This is a genomic window from Aureibaculum flavum, from assembly GCF_016406085.1.
Lineage (GTDB): Bacteria > Bacteroidota > Bacteroidia > Flavobacteriales > Flavobacteriaceae > Aureibaculum > Aureibaculum flavum.
Window position 1 is genome coordinate 268,654 of the sequence record NZ_JAEHFJ010000001.1, and the last position, 21,512, is coordinate 290,165.

Here is a 21,512-nt window from a genome sequence, read left to right on the forward strand (position 1 = left end):
CTTTATTTCTAATATTTGGTTTTTGCTTTATTATAAGTTTGCCCTAAATAAACAGTGACTCCAAGTCCAAATCTCCAAAAAAAATCATCTCTTTTACCTGCCACTAATCCATCAAGATCATCGTCAAAAAGCACGCTATTTTCCCCATACACTTTAAGCCCAATTTTTTTTGTGAGCAAATATTCGAACCCCACACCATATTGCACTTTTGGAGCTTCAAAATCTTTATTTAGTATTATTCCACCACCAGCATAAACGAAAGGACTTAAACGATCATAAGGCAAAACAACATACTCTAAATTAGCATCCAAAGCCGTAAATGTTTTATTAAAAATATTTTTATTTCTCAATTTAAAGATACCTCCATTAACTCCAAAACTAAAATTAGGTCCAAAAAGAAAACTCTTAAACCCAAATGTGGTTTGCAATCCCATTTGTGGGTCGGCATAATCGCCATCCATTAAAGAGGTTCCTGCCATGAAATCAAAACCTGTTTTCCCTCTACTATCTCTAAAATTTCTGTCCAATAACTTTGTAGATTCAGCTATTGCAGATTCACTTTCATATTCTGCCTTTACTTTGTCGATTACTTTTTGCCCACCTTTAGGTTGCCACAAGCCATCTATAATTCCCTCAACAATAAGATTTTCCACTGCTTTTTCAATAGCTTCTTTAACAGCCATTTGAGCAGGTTCATTCTGTGTTACTCCAGTTTCAATTTCTAAAAGTCTTTTCACATTTACATATCTAAATAAACTAACATCAATTGCTTGAGAAAGAATAGTTTTTGAAATATAAACTGTTTTTAATATTTTACCATTTGATGTTGAAACTGCTCTTAAATATATAGAAATGATGTCTTGTCTGTATTGTGTAGAAGCACCAGCACCAAAATATCGAGCTCCAGCACCACCAGTAATCATATTAGAATCGTAAGAAATAATACCACCTTCTAATAATATCCCCGCAAAAAGTAATGGAGGTAAGCTGCCTGTTTCATCAACTGGTAGATTATTTTTTCGATTATATTCTTGTCTTGTTGATCGTATAATCTGTCTTTCATTTAACAGATTACTCACATTTTCTCTTTCAATTGGAGCAAACCATTTAGAATCATCTAAGGCTTTTATTAGAATTGAGGTCGCCCCTTGAGTAACCGCTGTACTATAACTAACACCACCTTCAACTAACTTATACTGCCCTGTTTGATCTCTGAATTTATAAACCCCAACTTCTATTGGTTTTATGGGGCTTATATCATTTAGTTCACTTTTAAAACTAGTTTCTCCTATACGGGCAGGCTGTGTAGTTAGGGGTTGATTCATATAAGCTCCGCAACCAACCAATAGCATTATCATCGCCCAAAGCGTTCCTATTTTAAGTTTTTTCAGCATTAAATATTAATTTGGAATGAATATATCGGACTGCTCTCCTGTCGTTGTATCTAAAATACCAATAGACAAACCTGTAGACGTTGGAACAAGATCAACAACTAAACTACCAAAAGTAAAGGTACCCTCTTTAAATGACTCATCACCAAAAGTATTATTAAACAAATCATTGGTTAATGAACTCAACAATTGACGATTTAAACTCGCAGTAAACTGTTCCAATTCTGTAGCTTGCTCTCCACTACCATCATCTTCTTTAAATTTATTTTGAGATTCAGCTGAACTCAATAGCCAAGAAGCATTAAAAGGATTACCTCCTAAAAAGGAAGGGTTTGTTGGACTATAGACTAATTGTTGTGCCGCCATTATACCAGGTATAAAAAACAGTAAAAAAGGGGTTAATTTTTTCATTTTGGTTGGGTTTAAAATCTAATTTTTCTCTTGGCTAATAATAAGCGTTTCCGAGCATACGTATTTATGGCAAAAATTGCCTGTTGTGCCATAATTTCTAAATATTCTTGATTAGGGTTTGTTGTTGTTTTATAAACATCTGTATCATCAATAGTTATTGTAATTTCACTATTAATACCAATCATAGGTTTTTCATTTACATTAATGATAAACGGGTATTTTAGACTACTTGAACTGTATTTTTGATAAAAATAATCGTAAAAATCTTTGCCTAATTTCGTTATAACGTCATCTACCACTAATCCCATTATTTCAAAATTTTCAGCTTCTGCTTGATTGAATTCAGTTTTTCTTTTATTTGATATAACGAGTGTGTCTTTAGAAATTAAAAGTTTTTCTTTTCGTATGTACAAAAACAATTTAATTTCTTCATTTGGTTGAATATTAATTTTTAGAGTTGATAATTTTTGACTTTCATTTGGTGAAAGTGAAAATATTCCCGCTTGAGAGTTTTTAGAAAGATTACCATTTTCACCATATTTAAGAGATAATAATAAATATTCAAGATCAGATTGATAGATATTATCTGCATTTTCCGCATACCCATCAATATTAATCAACCCTTCTGAATTTTCTACTTTTAAGACTGCTTTTACCGCAATATCGTTTTCTTGTGCCATAAATATGGTACAAAAAAACAAACAAAATCCTGTAAAAAACAAGCGTCTAAAATTCATTTATTATATTTTATTTTTTCAAATTAAAAAGTAAATAATTGATTCGATTAATTATAATTAGTTATAAAAATATGTTGATTATCGGTTTTTTGGTTGATAATAATATTTTTGGATAAACTATTTTCGCCATAAATATAAATACCATTATTATTACCCGTTTGAAATATTTGCATATTACTGTCTTTTGAACCATAAAAACTCATAAATTCATAAAAATTTTGATCACCATTTTGAGTTACTTCAAGATTATCTTTAACTGAAGTTTTAATATTAATATAATTATAATCTCCATTCTGAAACAAGGTTGTTTTTGAAAACATGGTGCTTTTTTTCTCATTTTGTTTTATAGGTTTAGTTTCGCTTTGATTCTGATTAAAATAAGCATTTATCAAGGTAGAATTTTCGTCTTGTAATTGTTGTGCATTACAGAAACTAAAAGAACCTAAGCAAATTAGCAAGGTTATGTATTTTACATTCATAATATTGATTTTTAAGGTAATTAGTTGTATCTCAAATATAACAATAATAATTAATACCAATTTAACTAAATAATTACGGGTCAAACAGTTACTGTTTTAATTAAATGATCATAACTCTAAAATTAAATTGGCATTAAAAGAAAGGAGCAAAAACCAACCTTCCGCTCCCTCTGTTTCCTTTTATTAACTATTAATTAGATTGAATTACACCTGCAACATTACCAGTTCCTATTTGATTAACAGTATGCATATGGTTACCTCCAAATTGACCTACTAATGATAAGTTACCATAACCAATTTGAGTAGAGGTTACTTTACTGTTCATCCCTTCTTGCCAAATACCAGAAACATTTAAAATTCCATCTTGAGACACACAAGCTCCATTTCCATTTCCAAATTGAGCAATACCTGAAACGTTTAATAGACCATCTTGGTCAACAGTTGCATTATTTCTATTACCCTCTTGATAAATACCGCTTAAGTTTAACTCACCATCTTGACGTACATCAGTAATATTTCTATTACCAATTTGCTCTGAATAACTTAAGTTAGTTGTACTAAATGGATCATTTTGACCTTGATAAACATCTGACTCATTTCCATTTCCATCTTGTATTTGAAAAGATGCATTTGTCACTCCAGTCTGAGTGGAAGTTGCATCATTGTTATTACCCGTTTGATTTTGTTCGGCTAAATTTTGATTTGAATAAAAATTTTGATTGATCCTAGCATTATTTCCATTACCCTCTTGCATTTGAATAGCCATATTGTCATCAGAACTCCACCATTCACGACCTTCATTCTGATATACCGCAGCTGTGTTTCTATTACCATATTGCGTTTGATCAGACACGTTATTCTCATTTGTTTGATAGGCATAAGCATTATTATTATTACCCAAAGCTTGAACCTGTACAGCAGAATTATTATAAGAATAACCTTTACCTTGATCTACTAATGCATAATTTCTGTTACCATAAGCCTGCGTTTGAGATGCATAATTATTACCACCGCGTCCATTTATATTTTGATATACATCCGCATGGTTTTTATTGCCATACATCTGTGTCTGTTCAGAAACATTAAATTGGTCTCCTTGATAAGCATGAGCCCAATTGCCATTACCTCCCTCTTGAATTTGTACAGCACTGTTATACGCCGTCCATCTGAAACCTTGTTCTATAATAGCTTCATTATTGTTTCCATTTTGGTATTGTTCTGCATAATTTGCTCCTCCCAGAGACCTACGACCAATGTTTTGCGAAATTCGGGCATCATTTCCGTTTCCATATTGTGTTTGAAATGCTTCGTTCCAAATTGCAGCTTGATTGATACGAGCGGAATTCATCTTACCATTTTGATAAACATCTGCAGAGTTTTCCGCATCAACTTGATCTACATCAGAATTGTTTTGTTGACCAACTTGTATAATCATTGCTCCATGATCAGTACCTGATTGATCAAGGGTACTCTGGTTACCTTGAGCATAAGAAAAGCCTGTTGCACCAATTACTAGTGCTGTAATAAATAATTTTTTCATCGTAAAAAATTTTAAGTTAAAAATAAATTGGTTATTAAATAAAAAATTAGTTCATACATTCTTATAATGGTAATAACCATTATAAAAAATATGTAATTAGAAAAATTTTATTTTTTTGAAAATTTTCCTAACAGGTCTAAGTTAGAGTTACTTAAAATTCCTGCTATTTAACAAGCATAATGATGTAAAAAATGTAAATACATTTTTTGGGGGTTTAATCTTTTTCATAGCAGCGAAAATTAATAACTGGGTTACTAAAATTGGTACATATTTAATAATTGCTTAAAAGCATAAAAAATATGTTTAACTTTTTCAAGTTAGGATCTAAAAAAGCTATTTAAAATTTTTGCTACTTTGTAAGTGTGAAGAAAGCAATGTTGGTTGGTTAATTGAAATCTCGTATTTCTTTTCATAGCAAATAAAAATAAATAACACAACAAATTTAACATATTTTCCCTAATTATAACAATAAAATAATAAATAGGGGGTTTTTCCCCTTTATCAACAGGAAAAACCCCCTATAATTATAGAGTTAATGATTACGCTCTGTTTAAATGAAAATATCATACAATAAATTTGTAAATAAAGTCTACGATATTTAACAAAATGAAACTCTTTTAACTAAAACTCCCGATAAGGAGCCTCCAACAAGGCATTTACTTCCGCTTCTGAGAATTTTGCATTTTCGCTATCCCAATGCAAGGTTTTATTTGGAAAACGACCTGCAATAACCCCTAATAAAATAGTTTCTGTTAAACGTGAAGCATAAGAAAAGGGTGCAGTACATTTGTCTTTACCTAGGCAAGCATCAACAAATTGATGGTAATGTTTATTACTTTCTTTGTCATAATCAGTTGTAGGTTTACCTAAATCAGTATATTTTGATAAGTTTAAATCGACATATTTCCCATCTACAATATGTTTTGGTAATTGCATAAAATGTGGCAATAAAAGACGTCCTTTCTCACCAATAAACATTGCACCTTGACCCGGTAATTTTTCTTTATTTGGTAACTTTAAGTCTTTATGCCTTTCAGGTGCACCTTTACCATCATACCAATTCCAAATCATTTCATCAGTCGTATATTTTGTACCTGGAAAGGTATATTGCACGACGTTTTGTTCAGGAAAACCAAATCCGTTTGGTTTTCTACATGTGTTCTTTATCGTTTTTGGAACGTCCAATTCTAAAGCATTGTAAGGAGTATCAAAAATATGAACCCCCATATCTCCTAAGGTACCACAACCATAATCTAACAATTTACGCCAGTTCATTGGATGATAATAGCCTTCTTTATACTCTCTTTCTGCTGAAGTTCCTAACCACAAGTTCCAATCTAATGTTTTAGGAACTGGATCTGAACCTTTTGGTTCGGGACCATCATACCCCCAATTTTTAGGGGACCAAGCATGAACGGTTTTTACTTTACCTATAATTCCATCTTGAATCAATAAGGTTGCCAGTTTATAGTCATAAAAAGAGTGCACCTGAATACCCATTTGTGTAACCAAATTCTTATTTTCTGCTATTTTCCTCATGGCTCTTGCCTCCGATACATGATGTGTTAATGGTTTTTGACAATATACAGCCTTACCATGTTCCATAGCCATCATGGAAGCTGGAGCATGGGTGTGATCTGGTGTAGAAACTATAACCGCATCAATATCATCAGACATTTCTTCAAACATAACTCGATAATCAGTGTATGTTTTAGCATTGGGATGTAACTTTTTTGCTGCTGCTAAATAACTAGTATCAACATCGCATAGGGCAACCATATCCACCATATCATGACTAGAAATAGCAGCAAGATCTGCTGCTCCCATATTGCCTACACCAATATGAGCGACCCTTAAGCGATCATTTTTAACTAGTGCCCATAATGAACTGGGTAAAGCCGCTGTAGCTGCCAATAGTGCTGTATTCTTTAAGAATGTTCTTTTATCCATGATAGGTGTTTTTTTTATAGTTTTTTAATTTTTATATTTCTAAACCAAATTGGACTTGAATGATCTTGAAAACCAATATAACCGGTCTTAAAAGTTCCATACAATTTTTCTTCTTTCCACTTACCACCATTCTTTTTAGCATACCAGTCTTCTGACCATGGAACAAATTCAACCACTTTCTTACCATTTAACCAATACTCAGCTTTTTCGGGTGTAAACAGGATACGCGTGCTATTCCATTCGCCTGTTGGATTTAGTCGTTTATTCTCTGGGTTAGCAGCATACATAGCATAATCTGCCGCAGTAGATTGTAAAGGGTGTAACTCCGATGGATTTTCATAACCAAGACTTGTATTATATGCTGTAAGGCTGTGAATTTTAGCATAATTTTCATCATCTATCAGTTGATATTCTGGAGCAATATTCGGTGGCCCTGCATTTGGAATATTCTCTTTAAGGTGATAAAATATTCCACTATTTCCGCCTTCAGGTATTTTCCATTCTACATACAATTCAAAATTGTCAAATTCTTCATCACCATAAATAATATCTTTTCCTCCTTTATAATCTTGCTCTAAACCAAGTTCAGTATCAAAGGTTAAGACACTATCTTTAACAATCCACCCTGGAGGTAAGGCATCACCATTATAAGCTCGCCAACCTTTAGTGCTAACGCCATCAAAAAGGGTAATCCAATCATTAGAAGTTTTATTTTCAATTTGTGCTGTATCTTTACTTTCCACATCTTTTTTTGAATCCTCTTTACAAGAAATAGCACCACAAGACACTATTAAAAACATCATTAATTTTTTCATAATTCTTTAATATTTTATTACAACACGTATTATTCTACTAAAATTTCATCTATGAACAAAAATACACCTCCACCAGATGGTGCTTTTTTGAGATTTGTAGCAATTACTTTAATAAATTTAGTCTCTTGTTTACCAAATTTAATTATAAAATCTTTAAGTTCAGAACCTGCGTTATTGGCATAAGGTCTAACTAAATTTCCAACACTATTAAAATTTTCTCCATCATCAGAAACAAATACTTCAATTTTTGTGGGGAAATAAATACTAGGCCCTTGACTCTCTAATGCACCTACAGTAACTTTACTAACAGAAGTTGGTTCATCTAAATTTATAACCACTTCCATATTTTCATTTAACCACGCTTGCCATTGACCATCATGGAAATTTTTTGTACCTCGTAAAGTATTTACTAAGGTACTCGATCCAGAGCCTTTATATCTATCGTTATAAGGTATTTCATAATCAACTACTTTGGCTACACCGTTGTGGAATTTTATAGTATCTATAAAAGCTTTTCCAATAGGCTTATCATTTTCGAATAAAGACGCCTTTACAACGGTAGATTCTGAAATTTCTATTGGATTAACGTACGGAATAGCCTTCTCGCCTAATTTTACATCACCCAAGACATATCTAATGTCAGATTTTGGAAATTCATTTTGCAACGTTAAATTTATTGATTTTTTGTCCAAATCAATTTCCATGTTAGAAGTTACAATATAGGCACTTTTTGCATAATTAATAGCTAAGACTTCGTATCTCAAAAATTGTGTTTTTATTCTTTTTGAAAAATCATTCCAGTCTCGTAATTTTATTGGTGACCAAAGAGTTTCAGATAATGCTGCTAACCTTGGAAAAATCATATATTCAGAATGAGAAGTAGTGGGTATGTGTTCTGCCCATAAATTTGCTTGGCCACCCAATATATGCTTTGCTTCTTTTTCTGACATCCCTTCAACTATCGGATTAAATTGATATACTTTACTCAATGGAAGAAATCCTCCTTGAGCAATAGGTTCTTCATTTTGCGGCCCTTGATAATGGTCAAAATAACAGTAACCGCCTGGAGACATAATTACATCATGCCCTTGCTTTGCTGCTTCCTCGCCACCTTTAAAACCTCTCCAACTCATAACAGTTGCCTCAGGTGCTAAACCACCTTCTAAAATCTCATCCCATCCAATTAATTTTTTACCTTTACTATTGATAAACTTTTCCATTCGTTTTACAAAATAACTCTGTAATTCATGAACATCTTTTAAACCTTCCGTCTTCATTCTTCTTTGACAATCAGGACATTTCTCCCAATTGGTTTTGGTAGCCTCATCACCCCCAATATGAATATACTTAGAAGGAAACACTTCCATAACTTCTAACAATACATTTTCTAAAAACTCAAAAGAAGCCTCTTTTCCTGCACAGTAAATATCAGTAATTGGCCAAACACTTCCAGAAGGAACTGCCACTGGGTTACCATGACATGTCAATTCAGGATAAGCAGCCATAACGCTGGTAACGTGAGCTGGCATTTCAATTTCAGGAATTACGTCAATATTATTTTGAGCAGCATAAGCCACAATTTCTTTTAGTTCTTTTTGAGTTAAAAACCCTCCATAGGTTCCCTTTTCTTTAGGGTCATTTTTATCTCGAGCACTCCACGGTTTTTCTTCTTGATCTACTCGCCACGCAGAAACCTCTGTTAATTTTGAATATTTTTTAATTTCCATTCTCCAACCTTGATCGTCAACCAAATGTAAATGCAAAACATTCATTTTATGCATTGCTAGTCTATCAATGGTTTTTAAGATATATTCTTTAGGAAAAAAATGACGCGATAAATCAAGCATTAATCCTCTATGACGAAAACGTGGCTTGTCTTTTATTTCAATTGTGGGTAAAATTAAATCTCCATTAGTATCAGTTCCATAAATTTCAGCCGGAAGTAACTGTAATATACTCTGTACGCCATATAGAAATCCACCTAAGCTATTAGCTGTAACTATAACTTTCTTATCCGTTACAGATAATTCATAAGCTTCATTTTCTAGATCTTCTTTAACTACAAATTCAATAAAATTACTTTCCGATCTCTCACTAAAATCTAATTCAATATTTGAAGACGATTTCAACTTATCTGTTAATATATTTGCTATGTTTTTTAAACTATCATGAGCTATAATTTTAGTATTTTCATCAATAATAAATGAACCTTTATTTAAAGTCAATTCAGCGGGTTTTGGTATAATATTTATATCATTTACCGTAAAATCTTTGCTTTTACTATTATCAGAACATGAGTATAAACTGATTATAAAAATGAGTGTTAGAAATTTAAAGTGTTGTCGCATTTTTTTAAATTATTTTGATGAAGGTGTTATTTTAAATTGAAATGAATAGTTCTTATTAGTCAATCTGTATTTTTCTAAAGGAATACTTCCCCAGCTATCTATACTACCTAGTCCCATTTGTTTAAGGTCAATTTTTAACTCAGTTATATTACTTTCATTAATTTCAGAAGCATGTCTCTGGTCCTTTTTATCACCATCATCCAATTGTTCTTGTGTATAATGCAATGCCGTTACGTTAAATAAATTATCAGATGTAATGCTTAAAGTCACTTTATTATTAGACAGTTTATACCATCTTACATCCGTTTTATTTCCAGTTTCTTGAGGTCTTATATAAGGATAATATTGATCTGTTACCGTTTGATCATATACACCAACATCAGTGCTATAGTTTCTATCACTATAATTTTCCATCGGTCCTCTACCGTAATACGTAATGTTTTCAAAAGCTTTAGGTAATTGCATTATTAAACCATATCGGAAAGTCATGGGGGTTTCTGACTTCTCATCAATACTCAAATTCTGTTGAACCATAAGCTCACCTAAACTATTCAACGTATAATTAATTTCTAAATCTGAAAATGCTTCCTCTAATCTATAAATAACTTTTACTGACACCGTATTGTCTTTTTTATTTTCAACTTTAAAAATATTAGGTTCTATATCCATTAAAGGCTCTTTCCAAACTTTTAATTTATTTTGCAAACCGGCACCATAATCATTGTCAATAGGTGCTCTCCAAAAGTTTGGTTTAAGTAATGCTCCTTCTACTAAAATATTACTATTTTTATATTGATAGTCGCTTAATAAACCTGATGACTTATCAAAAGTAAAAACCACATTTTCACTACTAAATGTAATGTATTCATTTGTTTTCAGAACTTTAAATTTATCGCTTCCTTCAATTGCTAATGGTCCCAGATTACTTTTATTTAAAGCCAATTGCTCTTTCGCAATGATATGTCCTTTTGAAAGAAAGAGTTCTGCATTCTTTAAACGATAAGAAACATTTACGAAAGCTTCTTTATATTTTGTTTGTTGCAATTGTAATGGAAGTTTAATGTTTTTTGTCTCTTGAGGGAGCACTTCTAAGTTTGAAACAATACCTTCTTTTGTAACTTTACCATCCTCCACTAATTGCCAATATAACTCAACATTGACTAAATCTTTAAAAAAGAATTCATTAAAAATAGAAATTTCACTTTTAGTTTCATCTGTCCAAGAAGTTAATATATCTTGATGTACAAATTTAGCTTCGAAAGCATGAGGATTAGGTTTTCTATCTGGAGAAAACACACCATTATTCAAAAAATTATTATCGCTTGGTACGTCTTTTGGTCCAAAATCACCACCATAAGCAAAAATAGTAGTACCATCTTCTTTTTCCTTATAAATAGATTGGTCTATCATATCCCAAATAAAACCACCTTGAAAGTTTTCATATTTTCTAAAAACATCCCAATAGTCTTTATAATTACCTAAAGAGTTACCCATAGCATGAGCATACTCACACATTATGTACGGACGTGTGGAATCATGCTCTTTATTAATGTACATATCCATACCTCCGGGTGAGGAATACATCGGATTAATAATATCAGAATCCCAGTCAAATTTAACATTAGCATCCCAACCCAAATTAGCCCTTTCATATTGGGTTGGTCTTGACGTATCTCTATTTTTCATCCATAAAAAACCACGATAAAAATTATATCCATTACCTGCTTCATTACCCATACTCCAAATAATTATGGAGGGATGATTTTTATCTCGTTCTACCATTCTTTCCAATCGTTGCAAATGAGCAATTTCCCAATCCGGATTATTACCTAAGGTTCTCGTCGGATCATATCCCATTCCATGCGATTCTATATTGGCTTCATCTACCACATAAATTCCATAAGTATCACATAACTGATAGAAATAAGGATCGTTTGGGTAATGAGAAGTTCTTACCGCATTAAAATTAAACTCTTTTAATAATTTAATATCCTCTTCCATTCGTTCACGTGAAACTGTTTGTCCATCTATAGGGTCAGTTTCATGTCGATTAACACCTTTTAAATAAATGGGCTTACCATTAACTTGCAATTGGCCGCTTTTAATTTCAATTTTTCGGAAACCTATATTTTGATCAACGACTTCAACTATTGTTCCTTTTTTATCTTTTAATTTAAAACGAAGTGTATATAAATTAGGAATTTCTGCAGACCATTTTTTTGGATTGGTCACCTTCAAGGTTATTACCTTTTCTACATTAAGTGCTAACGAACTAATTGTTGCTTCAGCTACAGTTTCTGCTTCATTCTTCAATTGAATTTCGAGCGTATGTTTATCTTTTTTAGGAATAAAAGAGAATGTTGGTGTAATTTTCAAAGTACCATTTACATAATTTCCATCTAAGTCCGGTATAATTTCAACATCTTTCAAGTGCACTTTACTACGTGAATACAAGAAAGAATCTCGAGTAATACCACTCATTCTCCAAAAATCTTGACATTCTAGGTAAGCCCCATCACTCCATCGCATTACTTTTAAAACGATTAAATTTTTACCAGGTTTTATAACAGTATTTAATTTGAATTCCTGTGCTAATTTTCCATCTTCACCATAACCAACATATTTGCCATTTATCCAAACTTCTAAATTCGATTTGGCAGCACCAACGTGCAAAAAAATATCTTTATCTGTCCAACTATCTGATACGTTCACCCATTTTCTAAACACACCCGTAGGGTTTTGTGTTTCGGGTACCATAGGAGGATCTATTTTAATTAAATTACCAAACTCGTAGCTTGTATTTGTATAAATGGGATAGCTATATCCTTTCATTTCCCAATTGGCAGGAATTGTAAAATCATCCCAATCTGAATCATTAAGGTCTGTAGCGAAAAAGTTTTCAGAAATATCAGCAGGATTTTCTTTAAACTGAAATTTCCATACGCCATTTATGTCCACATAATTAGTAGATGCTCTCCATTCATTTTTATTAGCCAATTGTTCATTTTCATAAACAAAATAAGAAGCGTGCATTGGTTCTCTATGCTCTTCGTTTATTTTCTCGTTCAACCAATATGGCTTTTCATTTTGAGAAGAACTCGTAGCAAACCCAAAGTTTACCAACACAATACACAATATAATTTTCGTAAAGTTCATTTAATTTATATTTGCTGGTTTTTTACCCATAGTAAAAATCAATGTACCACCATTCATTATTTCTGAGTGCAAAATTTCATTTCTAAGTAACTCCTCTCCGTTTAATTGGATTGATTGTATGTAAATATTATCTTTTGAATTATTTTTTACTTTTATTTCAAATGTTTTACCATCCTTTAAACTCAATTTAGCCTCTTTAATAATTGGCGATCCAAAACTATAAACACCTTCTGCAGGGTTGACTGGATAAAAACCCAAGGCACTAAAAATATACCAAGAAGACATTTGCCCACAATCTTCATTTCCACAATGCCCATCAGGAGTGTTTTTATATTGCGATTCTAAAATTTGTCTGATAATTTTCTGTGTTTTATATGGTTTATCAATGTAATTATAGAGATACCCTACATGATGACTCGGTTCATTTCCATGAGCATACTGACCAATCATACCGGTACTAAAAATGGGTAATTCATCGGTTGGTAAGGGGTTTAAGGAGAACATTGAATCTAATTTCTCTTCAAAGCGATCTTTACCACCAGTAACTTCAATTAAACCTTCAATATTTTGCGGAACGGACCAGAAATATTGCCATGCATTACTCTCGCAAAAATATTTCGAATAATCTTTCGGTACAAAATCTTTTATAAATTCACCATTAGCCAACTTAGGCCTCATAAATGAACTTTCAGCATCATAAACATTTCGCCAATATTCTGAACGATTTAAAAAATAATTATAATCCTCATTTTTACCTAGATCTTTTGCAAATTGTGCAATACACCAATCATCATAAGCATATTCTAAGGTCTTTGAAACCGACCAATTCTCATTTTCCTCATCAACAGGGATGTAGCCCAACTCTTTATACAAATCAATCTTTCTTGTATTATCCATTGCACTGACTTTACAGGCTTCATAGGCTAGGTCAACATCAAAATCATTTATTCCTTTAAAATAAGCATCCACAATTACAGGTACTGCATGGTAACCGATCATCATATTGGTTTCATTTCCTTGCATAGACCATACAGGCAACAAACCTGTTTCCTTATAATGTGCTAACATCGATTTTACAAAATCAGTTACCTTGTCAGGATGTAAAATAGTAAATAAAGGATGAGCCGCTCTATAGGTATCCCATAATGAAAATGTATCATAACGATCAAAACCAGAAGCTTTCATAATAGTATCATTTGCTCCTTTATAATTACCATTGAGATCACTTAGTAAAGTTGGTGCCAACATCGATTGGTAGAGCATTGTGTAAAAAATACGTGTTTGCTCATCTGTGAGCATCGTAACCTTTATTTTTTGAAGTTGTTCTTCCCAAATTTCGTCTGCTTGCTCTCGATAAGAATCAAAGTTAAAATCTGGAGCTTCAACGTCTAATGACTTTCTAGAACCTTCAATATTTGCAGTTGAAAGTCCCGTTTTTAAAACTATCTGTTCCTCTTTTTTAGTTGTATAATTTAAAACAATCTTCGTATTTGTGCCTTTTGTGGACACTTCCACTAAAGTATCATTGTTATATAAATCATAAGAATCAAAATCTTTAGAAAGCTGAATCGTAAAATAAAGACGTTGGTCTTTTGCCCATCCTGAAGATTTACGATAACCTTCAATAGTGTGATTATTAACAACCTTTATATAGGTATCCGTTGGTCTATCCCAATTTAAAGCATATCCTAAATCGATATGTATTTGAGATAAACTATCTTTTGGAAAAGTATATCTATGAATTCCTGTCCTTAAAGTTGTTGTCAGTTCTGCTTTAATTCCATAATCTAATAAATCAACCGAATAATATCCTGGTGATGCCGATTCTTTATCATGAGAGAACTTAGAAAAAGGTTTAAAGTTATTATCTTTAATTCTTTCTTTAAAACGACTATTGGTCGGCATTACCAATAAATCATACAAATCACCAGCTCCTGTTCCCGTTAAATGGGTGTGAGAAAATCCAGTAATGATGGAGTCTTGGTAAAAATAGCCCGAAATTCGATCCCATCCAGGGATACCGATATCAGGACTCAATTGTACCATTCCATAAGGTACTGTTGCTCCAGGATATGTATTACCGGGACCATCTGTACCAATAAAGGTGTTTACATAAGATGTTAATTTATTTTCTGGTGGCTGTTCGTTTTTAGAACAAGATAGTCCTATAAAAAAAATTAATGACGCTGCATATATCTTATAGCTAAACATATCTTTTATTTTATTATGATTTTACCATCTTCCTTAATAATAATTGTTTTACCAGTAAAAGGGCTTTTTGTACTTATATTGTAACCTGTTGAATGATTCTCCAAAATCAATTTTATCATTTTACTCTTACTAGTGAAACTTGAAAAACCTACTTCGCTTAATGATGTCGAAAACTTATTATTTTTATGATAATATGCTTTTTGGTTTCGATACAGTTCAAAGAGTTTCCATTTAATTTTTTCGTCATCTGGAATACTAAATGTATCTTTTTCTCCTGCTTTTTTTGTTGAGAAATAAACATAGCCCCATTTTTCAGGTTCATGCATATTGATAACTCCCATAGAGGACCAAACCCAATTATATTCAGGAAAATACTTTTCGTTTTCTCCTTTTTTTCTATCATATTTACCATTTACCAAATCATAATCCCAATTGACACGAGAAAAATTCACTCTCCAAAACTTATCTCGTGGAACATTATTTTCAAAATAAGTCTTTCTAAATGTTTTCCATGGAATGGCAATCTCAACAGTCCAACCTTTGTCTGTATCATTGGGGTTATTTAAAGTTCCATCAACATGAACTGCTGTTTTTAACCCCGTAATATTCCAATCATTAAGTACTTGCTCTCCTGATTCTCTATAAGGTTTGGCCACAAATAATTCCCAAACGGTATTTAAAGCATTAACTTCTATTTCAAAATAATTATGTGAATCTCCATCCGGATCAATAAAAATCTCAAAATCATTGTTGTAAAAAATAATAGTATCTCTTTGTTTAAGGTTTGCCCAAACATGTGGCTCCTCTATTTTTGCTAAAATGTAATAGTAATTTTCATCCCATAACATTTTAACGTTGGTCTTAAATGTTGGTTTTTCAACTCCTTCTATATCAATAAAATTCTCTGACCAAGGTACATTTTGCCAAGTAACTTCATTTGCCAAACCATCAATTGAAATTTCTTCTTTAACCTGATAAGCAATATGAGTACGAGGCACATCTACCTTTAATTGAGCACAAGCAATTAATGAAGTAAAAACACTAAATACAAATGTTAATTTTATTATATTTTTCATGTTTGAGTTATTATTATTTTTAATTGACAATAAGATGTATCATATAAAAAGTTGATTAATTTAAGGACACTTAATCGCTTCTTTAACTATAAACTATTCTGTTTAGTAAACTCTAAAACATTACTCAATTTTCCAAATGCTAATGCAACTGCAGTGTCTGCCGCACCATAATAGATAGCCAATTTATCTTGTTCAACATCATGTAAAGCTGCACAAGGAAAAACCACATTTGGAACATCGCCAACCATTTCATAATCAACAGCAGGTCCTAACAAATAATCTCTAGTTCTATATTTTACCCTATCAGGATTGTCCTTATCTAAAATAGCTGACCCCATAGCGTACCTAAAACCATTACAAGTATTGATAACTCCGTGGTAAATCATTAACCAGCCATCATCTGTTAAAATTGGTATTGGCCCAGCTCCAATTTTAGTACATTGCCAAGCACTTTCCTCAAAAGGTGTAGCTTTCATTACTACTCTATGCTCTCCCCAATATTTCATGTCTGGGCTATAGCTTATATAAATATCACCAAAAGGCGTATGTCCATTGTCACTAGGGCGACTTAACATAGCATACTTACCATTTATTTTTTCCGGAAATAAAACCCCATTTCTATTGAAAGGTAAAAATGCATTTTCACATTGAAAAAACTCCATAAAATCAAATGTATAACCAATACCAATGGTTGGTCCATGATAGCCATTACACCAAGTTATCCAGTACCTATCTTCAATAAATACGACCCTAGGATCATATTTATAGGCAGATTCAATCATCTGGGTATTACCAGCCTGCATAATTATAGGTTCATGATTAATATCCCAATGAATTCCATCTTTACTGAACCCCGCGAAAATATTCATTTGAACGGCCTTGTTATCACATCTAAACACACCTGCATAACCACCTTCAAAAGGTACTACAGCACTGTTAAAAATACTGTTTGAACTTGGAATATCATACCTATTAATAATTGGATTTTCTGTATATCTCCAAATGATATCATTATTACCCTCTGGCTGTTCTTGCCATGGAATGGCCTGTCTTTTTTCTTGTGATTTTGTATTCAATGTTGTTTATAATTTATTAATTTAATTTCTGTAAAAAGATAGAAGGCAATGTGACTTTAAGCCAATTTAATCCTTTATTTTCCTTACTTTATCTAACCATGTATATTTTAATATCACAGAAGTAATCACAAAAATTACTAAGGCTATTAAGGTATTTTGATAATCTCTTATCATAAAATAAATTGGCAAAACAATCATACTCGATTGCCAGACAATACCAATTAGTACATTAAGCATGTCTAAACTGAAGTGATTATTCTTTTCTATAGTCACATCATCCTTTTTCAATTCAGTCAATACAGGTCTCCACCATCCCCAAGGTCGCACATTTTTATAAAATGCTTTCAACACATTCATATCTGTTGGCTTACTCAAAAAAGTACCCAAAAATGAACCTAACAAAGAAACACCAAATATTATTGGAAATAAATAAATAGCATGAATATGCGATAATTCATATAAAATTGAACCCTCTGAGAAATTATCTTTGTTTTGGTCCATAAAAAACTGAAAACTAGCTACAATTAAACCAGACAACATGCCCCAAAAATAGCCCCATCCATTAAATCGCCACCATATCCATTTTAAAAAATTTGCTGCTACATAACCACCAAATAAAGCACTTGTAATCCACAAGGTTAAGGAATTGATAGAATCAGCGAAAAAGCCCATAAAAACCCCTAAACCAACTACTGCGAAAGAGGCTATATGACTCGCTTTTATATAATGTTTGGGTGTTGCTTCAGGTTTAAAATATTTTTTATAAATATCATTTACGATATAGGCTGGACCTGCATTAACAAATGCTGAAAAGGTAGACATAAATGCCGCTAACAATCCTGCTAATAACAATCCTTTTATTCCGACAGGCACATGAAAATTGATAACTTTAGGAAGTATCACCTCTAAATCTACACCAGTTAAGTTTGGATTGGCAGCCATCTCTGGGGCTAACACAACTAAGGCGATAACAACAATTCCTGCAATTAACAAATATCTCGGTATAAATAGAATTAAATTTGTAAAACCGCTCATGTAAGCCGCTTCTTTAACTGATTTCGTAGAAAGTATTCGTTGCATATCAAAACTAGGCACAGGTCCGGCAATACTCGCAAAAAACCCTTTAAAAAGACTCATTCCGATTAAAGCACCAAACATTTTATAACCTTCAGTATCAATTAAATCATTAAATTTCTGAAATTGTGCACCCCATTGGGTATCTAGTTCCCAATTAAAAAACACATTCCTCCACTCATCAGTAATCACATTAGAAATTTCAACATCACTAAAAGCAAAAAATGCATATCCTGCTACTAATATTCCAGCAATTACCATAATTCCATACTGTAACACTTCAGTTGCAACAACTGAAAACATTCCTCCTTTTATCGTGTAAATTGTTGTTAGGATAATTATCATTAAAGCATAGGATTGCTCAGAATTAAATAAAACAGTATCACCAAATTGCAAGGACATATCCCAAGGTAAAATAACCGTCATAAATTTACCAACACCTTCAAAGAAATAGGCTATAAAACCTACGGCAGCAACAACGGCAAAGATGGCCACTATTAGATGAGAAGCTCTACCAGGCTTATCATCTCCAAACCTGGTTAATATCCATTCAGAACCAGTCATAATATTAGACCGTCTAATCCAAACGGCAAGAAACATCATTACAAAAATTTGATTCCATATAGGCCAAAGCCACATAAACATAAAGCTTTTTACTCCATAAAGAAATAAAATTCCCACCATCCACGCTGTACCAGAAACATCAAACATTCCCGAACCATTACTTAATCCAAGAAAATACCATTTGATATTATTTCCTCCTAAAAAATAAGATTCTAGTCCTTTTGATGCCTTTTTAGAAACCCAAATACCAACAAATAATGTTAGTAAGACATAGGCAATTATAATACTTATATCAATTATATCCATTAGTTTTTTGGCCAGTTTTTATTAGGTTCAGCACTCATTTCCAATTCCAATATTCCACCAGCCACCAATTCTTTGTGCGTTATGTAGGTCCTGGTTAATTCCTTATCATTTAATTTGGCAGACTTTATATAAAAATTTTTATCTGAATTATTTACTGCGACAATTTTGAATTCCGTATTATTTGAAGTTTTTATAATAGCTTCATCAAAAACAGGGCTACCAATTTCGTATTGCCCAGAAGCTGGATTCATTGGATAGATACCTAAGGAACTCATTACATACCAAGCTGACATTTGTCCAGCATCTTCGTTTCCACTTAACCCATTAGGCAATGTACTGTATTGTGTATCTAAAATTTTGCGAACCCAATATTGCGTTCGCCATGGCTGTTTTGCCTTATTAAACATATAAGCAATATGATGACTCGGTTCATTACCATGAGCATATTGTCCAATTAAACCTGTAATATCTGCTGAAACATTATGACCAACCAACTCAGAACTTTCTACAAACAATTGGTCTGTCATCTTGACAAAAGCTTCATTACCTCCATGTAATTCAATTAAACCTTCAGCATCGTGCATTACATTCCAACTATGTTGCCATGCATTACCTTCTGTGTAATCCGTATCCTCTATATGGTTAGACATTTTTGGATCAAAAGGTTCGTGAAAATCGACTTCGTTAGAAGACTTTCCTCTTAAAAAACCAGATTTACTATCATAGAAATTCTTATAGGCTTTTGAGCGATTTAAAAAATAATTATAATCATCTTTTTTACCTAAATCCTTTGCTATTTGAGCAATACAGAAATCATTATACGCGTAATTCAAAGAAATTGAAACTGATTGATCTAATTTATCAAATGGTATATATCCATACTTTTTATAATAATTTAAACCATTGGCATCACTCATCATCGTTTTCTTCATCGCTTCATAAGCCTTTTCTATATCATAATCTCTTATCCCTTTTAAATAGGCATCTGAAATTACCGAAATGGAATGATAACCTGGCATAGTACCTGTTTCATTACCAGATAACACCCAAACTGGTAAGGCTCCATTCACATCATAATAGGTTAACATTGATTGGATCATATCATTTAATGTCTTCGTATCAATAATAGATAACAAAGGGGTCTCTGCTCTAAACACATCCCACAAAGACAATGTTGAATATGCTTTGTAATTCGAAGCTTTTGCAATACTATCATTTTGTAATCGAAAATCACCATTAACATCACTGTATAAAACTGGAGCAACCTGAGTGTGATATAAGGCACTATAAAAAATAGTTTTTAAACTATCTCTATCCGTTTTTACTTGAACTTTTGATAAAGCATTGTTCCATATTTCTTCAATTTGCACTTTTGCTTTATCAAAAGCAACATTACTACCTTTTTTCTCAAGATTTTCTAAGGCATTAGTTAAACTAACCGATGATAAGGCTATTTTTATTTCAACTTCATTTATAGCTTTATCGAAAAAGAATTGACCACCTGTTTTAATACCCTTAGAAGAATTTACATCTGATAAAATGACTCCATCCTCTACAAATTTTGAAGCCTTAATTGGCTCAGAAGTTTCTATCACAAAAAACACCTTTTGGTTTTTTGCCCACCCTGTACTGAATCTTGTTCCTGTAATTCTATTATCGCCGACTAATGCAACACTACTTGATGTTGGTTTGTCCCAATTAATAGCAAAACCTAAATCTATAATAAATGATGGTGCTTTATTATTTTCAAAGGTATACTTATGAAATGCAACATAGTCATTGGCCGTTAATTCTACTTTTATTTTCGGATCATTTAACCTTACACTATAATAACCTGGCGATGCCATTTCATTACCATGCGAAAAACTACTTTTATAAGGTAAGCTATCCTTTTTCTTACCAAACATAGTAAGATCAACTTCTTTATTTGTAGGCATTAACAAAACATCTACTAAATCTCCTATACCCGTTCCACTTAAATGTAACTGGCTAAACCCAGAAATTATCGTATCCGTAATATGATAACCAGAACACCAATCCCAACCTTGAGTACCATTATCGGGACTTGGTTGTACCATTCCAAAAGGTGCAGTAGCCCCGGGATATGTATGACCATGACCTCCAGTGCCAATAAATGGATTAACGTAAGAGGTTAACTGTTCTTCTTTTGATTTTTTTAAATCTTTTTCTTTTTTACATGAGAAAAAAGAAAAAAACAACAAGAATAAAATTATAATTTTAAAATGTTTCATTGGTATTTTAACTATATTTATCTTTTAATAAGATAGATTATTTATAAAGTATAAATATGTGTGAATTTTACAGTATAAAAAATAATATTAGACGGATAACACTGTAAACAAGATAAACATCAAAAA

The 21,512-nt window shown here is 32.2% G+C and carries 14 protein-coding genes; all 14 read right to left on the reverse strand.

Annotated features, from left to right (window positions below; translation table 11 throughout):
* Positions 1-8: 8 nt before the first annotated feature.
* Positions 9-1,394: a CsgG/HfaB family protein gene (locus JBL43_RS01125; protein ID WP_198839651.1), complete on the reverse strand. Its 1,386-nt coding sequence runs from the start codon at positions 1,392-1,394 to the stop codon at positions 9-11.
* 6 nt (positions 1,395-1,400) lie between these two features.
* On the reverse strand, positions 1,401-1,802 hold the full coding sequence (locus JBL43_RS01130) for a curli production assembly/transport component CsgF (protein WP_198839652.1): 402 nt from the start codon (positions 1,800-1,802) through the stop codon (positions 1,401-1,403).
* Between the two features lie 11 nt (positions 1,803-1,813).
* Positions 1,814-2,539, reverse strand: a complete 726-nt coding sequence (locus JBL43_RS01135; RefSeq protein ID WP_198839653.1) for a CsgE family curli-type amyloid fiber assembly protein — start codon at positions 2,537-2,539, stop codon at positions 1,814-1,816.
* Positions 2,540-2,586: 47 nt separating this feature from the next.
* Positions 2,587-3,018, reverse strand: a complete 432-nt coding sequence (locus JBL43_RS01140; RefSeq protein WP_198839654.1) for a hypothetical protein — start codon at positions 3,016-3,018, stop codon at positions 2,587-2,589.
* A gap of 190 nt (positions 3,019-3,208) precedes the next feature.
* Positions 3,209-4,558 (reverse strand): hypothetical protein, encoded by a 1,350-nt coding sequence (locus JBL43_RS01145; protein WP_198839655.1) that lies wholly within the window; start codon positions 4,556-4,558, stop codon positions 3,209-3,211.
* A gap of 621 nt (positions 4,559-5,179) precedes the next feature.
* On the reverse strand, positions 5,180-6,508 hold the full coding sequence (locus tag JBL43_RS01150) for a Gfo/Idh/MocA family protein (protein WP_198839656.1): 1,329 nt from the start codon (positions 6,506-6,508) through the stop codon (positions 5,180-5,182).
* A 14-nt stretch (positions 6,509-6,522) separates the two neighbouring features.
* Complete coding sequence (locus JBL43_RS01155) at positions 6,523-7,323, reverse strand: 3-keto-disaccharide hydrolase (protein ID WP_198839657.1); 801 nt, start codon at positions 7,321-7,323, stop codon at positions 6,523-6,525.
* A gap of 29 nt (positions 7,324-7,352) precedes the next feature.
* Positions 7,353-9,671 carry a glycoside hydrolase family 20 protein gene (locus tag JBL43_RS01160; RefSeq protein ID WP_198839658.1) on the reverse strand — a complete coding sequence of 773 codons (2,319 nt, stop codon included), beginning with the start codon at positions 9,669-9,671 and terminating at the stop codon, positions 7,353-7,355.
* A 9-nt stretch (positions 9,672-9,680) separates the two neighbouring features.
* Positions 9,681-12,827: a glycoside hydrolase family 2 TIM barrel-domain containing protein gene (locus tag JBL43_RS01165; RefSeq protein WP_198839659.1), complete on the reverse strand. Its 3,147-nt coding sequence runs from the start codon at positions 12,825-12,827 to the stop codon at positions 9,681-9,683.
* Positions 12,828-15,038: a GH92 family glycosyl hydrolase gene (locus JBL43_RS01170; protein WP_198839660.1), complete on the reverse strand. Its 2,211-nt coding sequence runs from the start codon at positions 15,036-15,038 to the stop codon at positions 12,828-12,830.
* A 5-nt stretch (positions 15,039-15,043) separates the two neighbouring features.
* Complete coding sequence (locus JBL43_RS01175) at positions 15,044-16,114, reverse strand: carbohydrate-binding family 9-like protein (protein ID WP_198839661.1); 1,071 nt, start codon at positions 16,112-16,114, stop codon at positions 15,044-15,046.
* An 86-nt stretch (positions 16,115-16,200) separates the two neighbouring features.
* Positions 16,201-17,190: a glycoside hydrolase family 130 protein gene (locus JBL43_RS01180; protein ID WP_198839662.1), complete on the reverse strand. Its 990-nt coding sequence runs from the start codon at positions 17,188-17,190 to the stop codon at positions 16,201-16,203.
* Between the two features lie 66 nt (positions 17,191-17,256).
* Entirely contained in the window at positions 17,257-19,134 is a 1,878-nt protein-coding gene (locus JBL43_RS01185) for a sodium:solute symporter family protein (protein ID WP_198839663.1), read from the reverse strand.
* The gene (locus JBL43_RS01190) at positions 19,134-21,386 is read right to left on the reverse strand and encodes a GH92 family glycosyl hydrolase (protein WP_198839664.1); all 2,253 of its coding nucleotides are present in this window, start codon (positions 21,384-21,386) and stop codon (positions 19,134-19,136) included. The genes JBL43_RS01185 and JBL43_RS01190 overlap by 1 nt, the downstream gene beginning before the upstream one ends.
* Positions 21,387-21,512 lie beyond the last annotated feature (126 nt).

Bases quoted from the DNA above. Each gene is read 5' to 3' on its own strand.
- JBL43_RS01145 (WP_198839655.1), bottom strand. From the start codon at position 4,558: ATGAAAAAATTATTTATTACAGCACTAGTAATTGGTGCAACAGGCTTT.
- JBL43_RS01175 (WP_198839661.1), bottom strand. From the start codon at position 16,114: ATGAAAAATATAATAAAATTAACATTTGTATTTAGTGTTTTTACTTCA.
- JBL43_RS01125 (WP_198839651.1), bottom strand. From the start codon at position 1,394: ATGCTGAAAAAACTTAAAATAGGAACGCTTTGGGCGATGATAATGCTA.
- JBL43_RS01160 (WP_198839658.1), bottom strand. From the start codon at position 9,671: ATGCGACAACACTTTAAATTTCTAACACTCATTTTTATAATCAGTTTA.
- JBL43_RS01190 (WP_198839664.1), bottom strand. From the start codon at position 21,386: ATGAAACATTTTAAAATTATAATTTTATTCTTGTTGTTTTTTTCTTTT.
- JBL43_RS01170 (WP_198839660.1), bottom strand. From the start codon at position 15,038: ATGTTTAGCTATAAGATATATGCAGCGTCATTAATTTTTTTTATAGGA.
- JBL43_RS01150 (WP_198839656.1), bottom strand. From the start codon at position 6,508: ATGGATAAAAGAACATTCTTAAAGAATACAGCACTATTGGCAGCTACA.
- JBL43_RS01185 (WP_198839663.1), bottom strand. From the start codon at position 19,134: ATGGATATAATTGATATAAGTATTATAATTGCCTATGTCTTACTAACA.
- JBL43_RS01135 (WP_198839653.1), bottom strand. From the start codon at position 2,539: ATGAATTTTAGACGCTTGTTTTTTACAGGATTTTGTTTGTTTTTTTGT.
- JBL43_RS01130 (WP_198839652.1), bottom strand. From the start codon at position 1,802: ATGAAAAAATTAACCCCTTTTTTACTGTTTTTTATACCTGGTATAATG.
- JBL43_RS01140 (WP_198839654.1), bottom strand. From the start codon at position 3,018: ATGAATGTAAAATACATAACCTTGCTAATTTGCTTAGGTTCTTTTAGT.
- JBL43_RS01165 (WP_198839659.1), bottom strand. From the start codon at position 12,827: ATGAACTTTACGAAAATTATATTGTGTATTGTGTTGGTAAACTTTGGG.
- JBL43_RS01155 (WP_198839657.1), bottom strand. From the start codon at position 7,323: ATGAAAAAATTAATGATGTTTTTAATAGTGTCTTGTGGTGCTATTTCT.